The organism is Paenibacillus sp. WLX2291 (genome assembly GCF_046603665.1).
Lineage (GTDB): Bacteria > Bacillota > Bacilli > Paenibacillales > Paenibacillaceae > Saccharibacillus.
The window spans coordinates 325,229-338,504 of sequence record NZ_CP176755.1 but is presented as its reverse complement, the minus strand read 5'-3'; the positions used below and the strand labels follow the sequence as shown (position 1 = coordinate 338,504).

The 13,276-nt window shown below is 46.5% G+C and carries 10 protein-coding genes; 1 reads left to right on the top strand and 9 read right to left on the bottom strand.

Annotated elements, in window-relative coordinates:
• The first annotated feature begins 146 nt into the window (after positions 1-146).
• The gene (locus ACDE64_RS01420; protein ID WP_411348757.1) at positions 147-1,748 is read left to right on the top strand and encodes a methyl-accepting chemotaxis protein; all 1,602 of its coding nucleotides are present in this window, start codon (positions 147-149) and stop codon (positions 1,746-1,748) included.
• 259 nt (positions 1,749-2,007) lie between these two features.
• Here ACDE64_RS01420 and ACDE64_RS01415 read toward each other — a convergent pair whose 3' ends face one another.
• The 9 genes from ACDE64_RS01415 to ACDE64_RS01375 all read right to left on the bottom strand — a co-directional run bounded on the left by ACDE64_RS01415 (position 2,008) and on the right by ACDE64_RS01375 (position 13,193).
• A complete protein-coding gene (locus ACDE64_RS01415; protein ID WP_411348756.1) occupies positions 2,008-2,778 on the bottom strand; it encodes an NAD-dependent epimerase/dehydratase family protein in 771 nt (256 codons plus the stop codon).
• Positions 2,779-2,790: 12 nt separating this feature from the next.
• Positions 2,791-6,255: a PAS domain S-box protein gene (locus tag ACDE64_RS01410; RefSeq protein WP_411348755.1), complete on the bottom strand. Its 3,465-nt coding sequence runs from the start codon at positions 6,253-6,255 to the stop codon at positions 2,791-2,793.
• Between the two features lie 433 nt (positions 6,256-6,688).
• Positions 6,689-6,904 carry a hypothetical protein gene (locus tag ACDE64_RS01405; protein WP_411348754.1) on the bottom strand — a complete coding sequence of 72 codons (216 nt, stop codon included), beginning with the start codon at positions 6,902-6,904 and terminating at the stop codon, positions 6,689-6,691.
• A 143-nt stretch (positions 6,905-7,047) separates the two neighbouring features.
• A complete protein-coding gene (locus ACDE64_RS01400) occupies positions 7,048-7,512 on the bottom strand; it encodes a hypothetical protein (RefSeq protein ID WP_411344773.1) in 465 nt (154 codons plus the stop codon).
• A gap of 21 nt (positions 7,513-7,533) precedes the next feature.
• On the bottom strand, positions 7,534-8,055 hold the full coding sequence (locus tag ACDE64_RS01395; RefSeq protein ID WP_411348753.1) for a hypothetical protein: 522 nt from the start codon (positions 8,053-8,055) through the stop codon (positions 7,534-7,536).
• Positions 8,056-8,191: 136 nt separating this feature from the next.
• Entirely contained in the window at positions 8,192-9,046 is an 855-nt protein-coding gene (locus tag ACDE64_RS01390; protein ID WP_411348752.1) for an aldo/keto reductase, read from the bottom strand.
• A gap of 266 nt (positions 9,047-9,312) precedes the next feature.
• Positions 9,313-10,821: a hypothetical protein gene (locus ACDE64_RS01385; protein ID WP_411348751.1), complete on the bottom strand. Its 1,509-nt coding sequence runs from the start codon at positions 10,819-10,821 to the stop codon at positions 9,313-9,315.
• 382 nt (positions 10,822-11,203) lie between these two features.
• Positions 11,204-12,082, bottom strand: a complete 879-nt coding sequence (gene aguB / locus ACDE64_RS01380; RefSeq protein WP_411348750.1) for an N-carbamoylputrescine amidase — start codon at positions 12,080-12,082, stop codon at positions 11,204-11,206.
• Positions 12,083-12,164: 82 nt separating this feature from the next.
• Positions 12,165-13,193 carry an agmatine deiminase family protein gene (locus ACDE64_RS01375; RefSeq protein ID WP_411348749.1) on the bottom strand — a complete coding sequence of 343 codons (1,029 nt, stop codon included), beginning with the start codon at positions 13,191-13,193 and terminating at the stop codon, positions 12,165-12,167.
• Positions 13,194-13,276 lie beyond the last annotated feature (83 nt).

The window sequence follows — 13,276 nt, the reverse complement described above, 5'->3', positions numbered from 1 at the left end:
CAAAATTTGCCCTCATCTTCACATTTTGATCCTTTAGCGAGAAAAAGTTTCAAAATTTGATCAAAATTATTACTTTTTCCCTATTACCATAATGAGTAGGATGACGAAATATATTATATATTATGGATTAAAATGGGGGTATTACAATGAAATGGTTCCTTAACTGGAATACATCGGCTAAGATTATTTCCGCTTTTCTCGTCGTCATCGCCATCATGATCGCCTTTGGCGTATATAGTTTGCAAAACCTGCAAAAAAGCAATTCCCAAACGGATATGGTATACAACAAAAACCTCGTATCCATCCAGACGCTATCGGGCGTACAAATTTATTACCAGCGTATCCGTGTCAACATGCGTGATCTGAATCTGAACAATACATCTGATGCTACCGTGACCACCGAGTATTTGAGCAAAATCAAAGACTTGAAGCAAAGCATTAGCGACAATATGGCTAAATATCGCCCGCTCGCTACAACGGCAGCGGAGCAACAAGAATTAGCCAAGTTCGACAATACGTACAATCAGTACATTACCTTGTTGGATCAAGCAATGAGCCTGGCACAAGTACAAGGTGATGAAGCACGCGCAACATTTGTTGATTTCAAAGATAACACACTCAAGCCTGCTGGTGACGGCGCCTCTGATCATATTGATCAATTGATTAGCATCAACGATCAGCTTGCCGGACAGGCGAACAATGATGCCATGTCCAGCTACAGCTCCACCCGTCAGCTGACTATCCTTATTCTCGTCGGTATTACTCTGTTCAGCATTCTGCTCGGCTATCTAATCGCTCGTACGATCTCCAAACCACTCCAAAACCTGTCCAAACTGATCGACCAATTCGCAGATGGCGATCTGAGTGGTCAATCTGATATTCGCAGCAAAGATGAAGTCGGACGTCTGGCTCATTCCTTTAACCGAATGGCAGATAATCTGCGCAATCTGATCGCACAAATCTCTATGTCTGCGCAAAGCGTCGCTGCATCCTCCCAAGAAATCTCTGCTACCACTGAAGAAATTGCCAACACAAGCTCCAATCAGGCGGAATCCGCCAGCAATATTACCGAGCTGTTCGAAGATTTGTCGTCTGCTATTAACTCTGTTGCTCGTAGTGCTAGCGAAGCTGCGGAACTGTCCAACGATACCGCCGGTATGGCGCATCAAGGTGGACAAGTTCTGAATGATGCAATGATCAGCATGCAGCATGTGAACGACGCTATTCACCGATTAGAACAAGATTCGCAGCGTATCGGTGAGATTATCGATGTCATCGACGAGATTGCCGATCAGACGAATCTACTGGCATTGAATGCCGCGATTGAAGCCGCACGCGCCGGTGAACAAGGGAAAGGCTTCGCTGTCGTTGCCGACGAAGTACGCAAGCTGGCAGAGCGCAGCATGGATGCAACCAAACAGATTACCGGCATTATCAAAGTGATGCAGCAAAATACGCGCGATAGCGTTACTTCGTTTGCCCAGAATAATAAACTGGCGGATGAAACTGGCGAAGCTTTCCAAAAAATCATTCAAATGGTCAACGATTCCGCGATGAAAGTCAGCGAGATCGCTGCCGCTTGTGAAGAGGAATCCGCACAAGCGAATGAAGTCATGATCTCGGTCGAATCGATCGCGGCTGCAAGTCAGGAATCTGCCGCTGCTGCCGAAGAAACTGCCGCCTCCTCTCAATCACTCGCGCATTTGGCAGAAGAATTAAACGATTCGGTTTCGCGTTTTAAAGTATAAATCGCTGAATGTCCTCGCCTACTTACTCCATTATGGTCTGTTATGACTGCAAGCAATGGCAATTCAGTGTCCCGTCCCTCATCATGTCGTTATTGGATAACTACATCGCTGAATAGCCCTCTCATTAGATAGCTCTAGCCAACGATTCCTCGTTCGATCTTTCGTTCGATCCTTCGTTGGATTGTTCGATACAAAGAAAGCCTGTCATACGCTGCATGGTAGCAGGATATGACAGGCTTTTTCTTTTTTTTAAAAGGGATTATGGCTGTTGTCCGCCTTGATAGATCGTCTCATCCTGCTTCAAGTCATCACGCTGACGATGTTCGGCTGCCAGAATATCAGCGGCATTGTCTTGCGGTTTGTAGCCAATCGCCTGTTCCAAATAAGCGATATCGTAATAATTGTCTGTATTGGCGGAAGTGCCGTACAGATTCATATATTTGCGGTCATCCTCCGCTTCAATACAACGCTGTATCAGCTGGATCATATCGCGTTCCGAGATCCAGATATGCATAGAACGCTCGGAATGCGGACGATCATCACCCGGGAAATTACCAATCCGCACATTAAAGGAAGACAAACCGTACCGATCCGCATACCACCGTCCGAGCAATTCGATATAACATTTGCTTAACCCGTAAATGCTGTCGGGGCGGTATGGATCATGCACATCCACCTCTTCACCTACCCGATAAAATCCGGTCGCATGATTGGAGCTGGCGAAGATCACACGTCTTACATGGTGCTGTCTTGCCGCCTCATACAGATGATAAGCTCCGCCTACGTTAACCGGAAGCGCCACGCCGAGAAAGTCGTCTTCGTCCTTTTTCCAAGCGATGTGGAGAATCGTATCGATCCCCGGCATGATCTGATCTACTTGCTGTGCATTCGTAATATCCAGTTGCTGAATACCTGCTTGTTCATCGGCTTCTATGTCGGTCGCTACGACATCGTATACTTGCCGCAATCCGGCATACAGCACACTACCGATAACGCCACTGGCACCTGTGATTAGTAGTTTGCGTTTCATCCTACTCCTCCTCTATTCAAGCTGGTGAAGATGGACAGCACATTCCTTTAATACACGTTCTACTTCCTGCAATCGAAGCGGCTTACTAATAAAGTCTTGCATACCTGCGTTCAGACACATTTCCTTATCGGCATTGCGGGCAAATGCGGTAGCTGCTACGATAATTGGTTGTTCATGTTGCCGTAAACGACTTCGGATCTCCCGCGTTGCTTCAATACCATCCAATTCAGGCATCTGAACATCCATGAAGATCAGATCATACGGACGCGTGAGTGCTGCTACAACAGCTTCATGTCCGTTATAGGCTATATCCGGCTTATACCCATACTTGCGCAGCATCTCACGCAGTAATTTCTGATTCACCGGATGATCTTCGGCAATCAGAATACGCAGCGGTCCATATTTCCCATTTGCGTGTTCATCATGTCTGATCTCGCCATCATTCTCCTCTGGAAGTGGCTCCACTGTATATTCCTCCGGCAAATATTGCGCTGGCAAGATAAAGCGGAATGTAGCTCCGCGCCCTTCTTCGCTATCTACGCTGATCGAACCACCCATCAGCTCAATCAGCTTTTTACAAATCGCCAGCCCTAATCCAGTTCCGCCATATTTGCGGTTGATGGATGGATGCAGCTGCGAGAACGATTGGAACAGCAGATTCTGCTTGTCGCTAGAAATACCAATCCCGGTATCGCTCACTTCAAATTCAAGCACACATTCGCTGGATCGCTGCTCCAGCTGTCGTACCGATAGCGCGACACTGCCGCTATCCGTAAATTTGATTGCATTGCTGATCAGATTGACCAGCACTTGCCGCAGCCGTGAAGCGTCTCCAATAATCGTCGTAGGCACCTGCTCAGCGGTTTGATACGTCAGCTCAATTCCTTTTTCTGCCGCTCGCGCAGCGAACAGGTCGAACACGCTATCCAGCAGTGAACCCAGATGAATCGGTGCGTGATCCAGCATCATTTTGCCTGCTTCGATCCGGCTAAAATCCAGAATCTCATTCAAAATATGCAGCAATGCGTCACTGCTATCGCGCACAATATCGATATAGCTACGTTGCTCCTCATCCAGATCCGTATCCGCCAGCAACCCGGTCATACCGATAATGCCATTCATCGGGGTACGAATCTCATGACTCATAATCGCTAAGAACTCAGACTTGGCACGGTCTGCGCGCTCCGCCATTTCCTTAGCACGGATGATCTGCTTTTCGTTCGTAATATCGTTAAATACGACAACTGCCCCTTTCCGCTGACCACGATCCCAGATGGGCGTAATGCGGTAAGAAACAAGGACACTAGTGCCATCTTTGCGCAAAAATACGGCTTCCTGTTCTTCATACGAATGACCTTCTCGCAGCGCCTGTTCAATCGGATGATCCTGTGGCAAATAGCTAGTGCCGTCCGCATGTGTTAACTGGAACATCTCCAGTAACGGTTTACCTGCCAGCTCATACGTGCTGAAGCCTAACATTCGTGTTGCCGCCGGATTAATAAACGTCGTATAGCCTTCATTATCCAGACCGAAGATACCTTCGGATACAGAATTCAAAATAAGCGTATATTCGTTACTGAGCTTCTCAATCTGCTCCAGATGCCGCTTCATTTCCGTAATATCGGTTGCAATGCCATACACACCGACAATCTGATCATCGACGACAATCGGTAAATTGACGACGTTAACGAAGCGATTGTCACCATTTTTGACGACAACCTGTGATTCATACGATTGCGGTTCTCCTTGCAGCGCTCGTTCAAAATGCTCCACCGTATCATAGACATTTTCCGGTGCAACAAAGCATTCAAACGATCGACCGATTAACTCGTCTTCAGTACGACCGACCAAATTTTCCATCTCTGCATTGATCGTTGTATACCGTCCCTGTGTATCGAACGAGAATACACTTGCTGGATTATAGTCAAACAGCGAACGATATCGCTGCTCGCTCTCCTGAATGAGTTGCGAAGCATGTCGGCGCTCCTGAATGTCACGTGCAATGCTGAGTAGCTGCTGTACTTGTCCATCTTCATTTTCAATAAAACGACCGGATGCTTCTAACCACACGTATCCGCCAGACTTGTGACGATGGCGATACGTAACCGGTTTCGGTTGTTCCTCCGCTGCATAGATCGTCATATAACGTTGCACCGCTGACCAGTCATCTGGATGCACATAATCCTGAATCGGCATTCCTGTCAGTTCTTCGCGAGCGTAACCAAGAATGGTATAACAAGCTGGCGAACAATACAGATAGATTCCATCTTGTACCGACAACTGGCTAATAAAGTCGAGCGATTGCTCCGAAATCAGGCGATACTGCCTCTCACTTTCTTTGAGCCGCTCTTCCATTTGAATACGGGACGTAATATCCTGCGTCATCCCGATAATCTGGATCGCACGTCCTTCATGATCCGTATCAACATTCCAGTGGGATTGTAAATATCGCGTCGTCTCATCCGGTAATACAATGCGATAGATCCCTTCGCCTGCATGACGGGTTGAGATAGAATGACGCAGCGCATTCATTAGCTGCTCACGATCTGACGGATGCACCAGTTCGTATACACGATTGGCAGCATTATTGTGACTCGTGAACATATAAGGAAATAGTTCCTGTGCCTCCTGACTCGCACTCAATGTTCCAGCGATTAAATCCCAATCCCATGAAGCGATACGGGCAATTCGCTGGGCTTCATGCAGACTGTCTTCGTACTTTTTGCGGTCATTCACATTGCGACCGATGCCCAGAATCTGCATAATATGCCCATCTTCATCTCGTACAACCTGAAAGGAAATCTCAAACCAGAGAAAATGTCCGTTTTTGTGCTTCAATCGACGCGTTACCGTGCCTTGATCCAAATATGCCTGTCCGCTAGCGATCATATGACCAGCATCGTCTGGATGATAAAATTGCATCCGATTTTGCCCGACCATCTCCTCCGGTCTGTACCCAAGTACGGTATAAAAGGAATCGGATACATACCGCAGCATGCCTTCGGGACTGCTATACGACACTAGGTCTTTGGCATTTTCGGTAATCAGTCGGTAAATCTCCCGATCCGACGCCGACATGCGCACCTGCTCCTGTAATGCTTTTAATTCATGAAATTGGGCAATGTACGCGGTTTCTTCTCCATTCGAATCACGTACAACCGATACTTCGATTCCGATACGAAGCACATGTCCCTGCACATGACGAAATTGCCGTTCCGTACAGTACATATCACTCTGTACATGACGTGTCTCCTCTGCGATTGTCATATAGGAGTCACCGGATACGCTGTCTATAGCAACCAACTGCTGCTCTCCAGATTGCAGCAGTTGGGACTCATCATAGCCTAGCAGCTGACACAATGCAGGATTGACGCTGCTCCACGTCTCTTCCTGCGGTATAATCACCGCCATGCCGATGGAAGCGGTCCGGTACATATGCTCATATAGCATTGGATCATGCCCTGATTGGTTAATCATGTTGCTCCCCTCCCAAATACCACCACTTGCCATTTATCTACATCTATACATCTTAATCGCTTATGTTCCAATAGAAAATCGTTATCTTCATGAATACATATCGTGTATAACAATCGTTTATTCCCGTATATGCACAACACATCGTCGGCTTTCTTATAAAAAGAATGATATACTGCAAATTACCCTTTAAACAGACAACCGAATAGCGACATTTCTATATAGAATAAAATATACATATGTATGGGCTGCTCGTTATTTCACCATATTACACATCGTATAATCACCGAATACCGACAAATTTATCGTACGATTGCATTCATTTCTTTCCATAAAAAAACATCGATTACGCGGCTATGCATAATCGATGTCTTATAAAGATCCAGATCGGCTATATGCCTATCCTGTAATGCTTCCGTTGCGATTAAAGTCTGCCTTATTGTGCTGGCGGACTAATGTTATTCGTGCCTGTAGTCGTTGTACCTGTTGCCGGACTATGTGCAGATGAACTAGTTGTGGTATTGCTACGCTGACGCAGCGAATTGGAGATATTACGCACCTGACTGATCACTTTGTCACGTGCTCCCTTGTTACGCATCAGATAAGCCGCACCCAATCCAATCGTTGTCCATAATGCTTTTTTCCCAGTCATAATCATACGCCTCCTTCAATATTGTGAAAATCATATAGAAGATCATGCTTGTATATAATGAGTGAATGTTACCTATCTGACATTTACCCCAATGGACGGGGAATAAACAGGCAATGGATAGATCCACCCGCGTTTATCGCTATTTATTGCACCACCTGTGAACCGAGATGACGGCTTAATCCGCGAATCCCACGATAAATCACCTGATTATGATTCCAGATAAAAAAAGGACGGAGCCATGGCTCACAGATTCTCATCCACGGCTTGCGAGTTTGTACTTCCCAGTGATAGTGCAGCACCGTCCAGTCACCAGTTTGCTCCAATCGAAAAATACCATGCCCATGCAGATCGCCGGACGCTTCCAACCGAATCAGCGTGCCTTCTCGCTTCTCCACAACAATAAAATCAAAGGACAGCCGATAACCAAACCGGGTACGAATATTCATCCGATAGCCATCGCCGATGCCATGCGGGTGAGCTGACTGATGCACCTTGCAAAAGGTCACACCTTCCCAGTTGTCAATCTTCTCAAAATCGCTAATCATTTCCCAGACCTTGCGGGATGTCGTTTGCAGCCGCCAGCTATGTGTAAACTGATAGTTCCCCATCTTCGTTCAATCCTCCATCGGTCAGGATGTTTGTCTGCTATTCGCGCGGTAGACCTTCGTTTCATGATGCCGATCCGATACCGTAGCACCCAGACTGGCAGCAACGCCTTGCACACCTTCATCCATTACCCGATCGTGACTCCAGATATAGACGGGACGCAGTACTGGATTGAACGCACGCAGCCCGCCATGATCCAGCCGCACCTTCCACTCACAGCGCAGCAATGTCGATTGCCCGTCCTCTGTTTCTTCCATGTAGCAGGTGCCGATACCAGCAAGCGGTCCTTCGACCTCCAGCGTGAACTGATTCGGCTTGCGACGATCAACCACCTTGAGACGAATGGACAGGCGGAACAGCATTTTCGTTTGAAACGTACATTGGAATACGTCGCCAATGCCGTCTGGACCGTCACCACGCTCTACTTTGTCAAAGACGACATTGTTCCAGCAATCGATACGTTCAATCTCATTCGCCATATCCCACAATTGGGCACGCGGCGCACCAATCGTCCAACTGCTAATAAACAGATAATGATGCTGCATGGTAGTTCCGCCTCTCTGAATCGCTCGTTGTATCGCTTGTTGGATACGGTTCATAGGATGATGTGTTAGACACTCTCATTCGAGATGGAAAAGGAATACATAGAATACGAATCATGGACATAAGCATGCCTAAGGATCAAATGATATCCAGCGGCACTTTATGAGCAGGTGCGGGGAATGCCTCGCTCAATCGCTGTACTTGCGCTTCATTTAACTCTAATGCAGCGGCTGCCGCGTTGTCCTCCACATGCGCTGCCGACGAAGCCTTGGGAATAGCGAGTACATGACCGCTGCGAATACACCATGACAGCATCACCTGAAATGGCTGAGCATGTACTTCATCCGCCACTTGCTGTACAACGGGATGATTCATCAATTCACGGCGTAGCGAGCCAGCTTGTGCCAATGGCGAATATGCCATCACTGGAATCTGGTGCTCTGCCTGCCATGATAGTAGATCATATTCAATGCCGCGTGAACCGAGATGGTAGAGCACCTGATTAACCGCGCATTGTTTGCCGTCCGGAAGATTGATCAGCGCATTCATATCATCCACATCCAGATTGGATACGCCCCAGCGGCGAATTTTGCCATCACGTACCAAACGTTCCATGCCTTCCACTGTCTCATGCAGCGGAATCTGCCCACGCCAATGTAGCAAATACAGATCCAAATAATCTGTTCCGAGTCGCTTCAAGCTTTGCTCACAGCTGTGTATGAGCCGCTCGCCACCTGCATTGTGCGGATACACTTTGGAAACGAGAAATGTATCGTCCCGTCGTCCTTGAATCGCTTCACCAACGAGCGATTCGGAGCGTCCTTCCCCATACATCTCGGCGGTATCAATCACACTCAAACCAAGATCCAATCCACGCTGTAGCGCCTCAATCTCATCTTGGCGGCGCGAAGCATCGTCACCCATATTCCACGTCCCCTGCCCAATCGCAGGAAGGACAGTTCCGTCTTTTAACGTAACATTGCGATTTAACATAGTAATGTTCCTCCTTAGGTTGCATAATCTCGTTGTTTCTCTACTTACCCATTAACCGATATGGAGCAGCGGAGAACAGATAATATGTTGGAATGGATGTTATAGGTGGCGATATAGCTGGATATAACAAAAAGACAGACACCTCTAATGAAGAAGTATCTGTCTTGGAAAATCGCTTAAACACTGGAAAAAGAGTTCCCCGAATATCCATCGTCTCGCTATACTATGTCCATATTGTAGACGATCAATCGTTCAGCATCCATGTATCAATCACTAGAGCTAGAACTGCTAGAGCTATCCGAAGAACTATCGCTACAGGATGAGTCACTGCTGCTCGAACTGTCACTGCTGGAGCTATCGCTACTATAGCTGCTACTGCTGCTGTACGAATCGCTGCTAAGGTAATCTTTGAATCGACGTGCAGAACTGTCGCGTTTCTCAGTATGCTTTCTAGTATGATCTACATATTCGATCTCGTATTCCGTTTCGTAGCTAACTTCAAATTCACACTCCACAGTAACGGAACAATGATCAGATTCGTACACAACAGGCTCAGTCTGATACCTAATCGGACGCGACCGATGAAGAACCGAGTGCGGTTTGCCCCTATATCTCTCGACTATATCATACAAGACGAACAGCTCCTGTTCCGCCTGAACCATCAACTTCGCATATGTCAGAAAGGAATGGACCCCTCGATATTGCTTCGCCTGCTGTTGAATCCAATCTTCGTGTCGGCTCATAAATTGCTGGCTGCATCCCAATATGATGCTTGCTTGAATCAGATATTCCAAACGCTGTGGATCATCGAAAGGTTGATATGCTTTGTTCATCAAACATTGTCTGAAACGAAAAGTCTGCTTGTATTGTAGTTTTTTGCGATTCTCTGGCAGTAACCACACCAGTAGTGAGAAACAAAAGATCAGAATAATAGTGAGGATTGTATTCGGATTATCCAGACCTAAATACAACAAACAAAAGGCAGATTGTAATACTGCATAAACTACCAAAACGAATCTGTTCCAATCCAGCAAGAAAGCAGTTGTAAGAGATAAAAAAATAACAACTATGTTGTACCACATTATAGCGCAAGCTGTTATAAACTCATATTCATTCATAAGTAACGCGAAGAAAAGCATTAAAGACAAAATCCCAAACGATACAATATACCATTTAAAAGAATTCGACTTACACATCCATGCCTGTACATTCCGCTGCTCATATACAAGGTCTGTCCATTCATCCCAGTTCTCATTCAGTTCTTCCAGCCGCTCTTTATAAAAAGGAAACCGTGATTTATTACGCTTCTCACTCGGTGAAGGTCCAGCAATGGAATCAAGAAGAAACTCATCGTTATTGGGATCGTCAAACAGCCAATCTATCAGATACTGCTCATCTTCACTTAACTCGTCATAATCAAAAGAGTTGGTCAGCGTAAATCGAAGCTTTCTCATCTCCATAATAGATGTAGATTTAAGGGACATCCGTAACAGTCCGCGATTGTACAGGGACATCAGCCCAACCAAAATACTTTCATGATACATCTTACAGCTATTGTTGATTAAATATAGTTCCAAAATATCGTATTTTCCATATGATTCCGGATGGAACCGGTTATGTACATAAGACCGAATGTTAATAGTTAGAAAAATAATACTAGCAAGCAGGCTAAGTGCAAGTAGCCCAATCAACACAAACGATAACTCATCAAACGATTGTACAAACGATGTCATGGTCTGTATAGAGGCACTTTGAACTTCCAGCCATTGCTGCATAGGCAAGTCTCCTTTTTGTATCTACTTGGTTTATTTGCTTTCTATTCACGTTTGCTTTTCGCATCAGCATAATCATGTTCCTCTTATATTTATGCTTGTATGCTCATTGTAGTAACACTTCGTTGTTGCTACTTTTTATTTCTAATCCTTCTTTCTATACTATACGATCCCTTGGCATACTGGTTGCTTTGTTGCTATATCAAATATATCGGTTATTCCCTCCTATTTTATGTAGAGCAAAAGCAAGATATAGCTGTATATACAAAAAACAGCGGCATGGCGTCGTTCGGTATATGATGCTACCGTTCGTTGCGCCATGTCGCTGTTTGATATGGATCATTGTATACTGCTTGTTGTTTATAACAGTTGTTTCAAAATAAACTTACTTGAAACGGCGTTCTCCATCATATGTCGCGATCATCTGGTACAGATCCGGACGGCGGTCGCGGAAGATGCCCCATTCCAGACGTTGGATTTCCAGTTGATCCAGATCGAATTCAGCAGTCAGGATGCCTTCACTGCTGCGGTCAGCTTCCTGGATCTTGTTGCCTTGTGGTCCGGCGATAAATGAAGAACCGTAGAAGTTGATTGAGGAATCCTCATCTTCTTCTTTGCCAATCCGGTTGGATGCGATGACTGGAATCAGGTTCGCACCAGCATGACCGAGCATGCACGCTTGCCAGTGATCTTTGGAGTCAATACCTGCATCCTGTGGCTCGGAGCCAATTGCTGTCGGATAGAACAGCAGCTCTGCGCCCATCAGTGCCATGCAGCGTGCAGCTTCTGGATACCATTGATCCCAGCAGATGCCGACGCCAATTTTGGCATATTTGGTATCCCATACTTGGAAGCCTGTATCACCCGGATTGAAATAAAATTTCTCTTCATAGCCCGGACCATCCGGAATATGGCTTTTGCGATATTTGCCCAGAATCTCGCCGTCGGCATCAATCACTGCCAGCGAGTTGTAACGAGCATAGTTTTTCTTTTCATAAAAGCTGATCGGCAGTACGACCTGAAGCTCTTTGGCAACTTGGCGGAAATGAAGGATCGCTTTGTTGTGCTCCAGTTCGGTAGCGTATTGATAATATTCAGCTTTTTCTTTTTGGCAGAAATACGGTGTTTCAAACAGCTCTTGCAGCAAAATAATTTGTGCGCCTTCTGCGGCAGCTTCCCGTACCAGCTTGTCGGCTTTACGGATATTATCGTCGATATCCCACGAACAGCTCATCTGCGTCGCGGCTACTTTTACGTTTCTCATCGGTGTGGATCATCCTTTCGTTACTTCTTATACAATGACGTATCTTAATCGGTATCCTTGGTCTTATCAATGAAACCGTATATTATTGTCCGGTCGGAATTTGTTGGGTGGTGCAGTGTACGTTGCCGCCTTCTTTGATGACAGCCATACCGTTAATCGTACGAATACGACGATCCGGGAATGCTGCTTGCAGTACTTCGATTGCCTGACGGTCAGCTTGTTCCGCAGTGCCACCGAAGATCGGCAGGATGATACCGCCATTTACAAAATAAAAGTTAAGATAACTCAGCGTCAGACGCTGTTCACCGTGCATCACTAGCGGTGGCTGCTCAATCTGGATCACTTCCAGCTTGCGTCCCTGTGCATCCGTTGCTTCGCCAAGAATGCGTAGATTCTCTTGCGTAATAGCATAGTTATCGTCCGCCGGATCGTTGCACACTTGCAAAATCACTTTGCCCGGAGCAGCAAAACAAGCCACATTGTCGACATGACCGTCTGTCTCGTCGCCAGCCAGCCCGCGGTTCAGCCAGATGATCTGCTGCACATTGGTATACTCTTTGACATGCTGCTCAATCTGCTCTCGGCTTAGCTCCGGGTTGCGGTTCGTATTGAGCAGGCATTCTTCGGTCGTGAGTAGTGTACCTTCACCATCCACATGAATGGAGCCGCCTTCCAGTACGAGTGGTGCGTCAAACTGGCGCAGATTCAGATGCTTCAGCACAGCTGGAGCGACTGCATCGTCCAGATCCCACGGCTCATATTTGCCGCCCCAAGCGTTAAAGCCCCAGTTAATACCAGCGCGTTCGCCCTGTGCATTCACTACGATGGTTGGACCGTTATCGCGCAGCCACGCATCGTTATGCGCAAGTGGCAGGAAGTCTACCTGTTGTCCGGCAAACAGCGGTTGTACCTTTTCCAAATCTTCCGGGTTCACGACCAGTGTCACTGGCTCAAATTCAGCAATGGCGCTCACCAGCTCTTGGTAGCCTGCGCACACATTGGCGTAATCGTCTGGATATACCATCGAATCCTGCACGGGCCAGGACAGCATTGTACGTTCATGCTGTGCCCATTCGGCAGGCATCATATATTGCAAATCAACGGGTTTCATGAGTAGTCTTCACCTTATTCATATAGGATGGATCGTTCACTTTTTCTGTTCAATACACAGCATGCAAAGCAGAACGGTTTGGA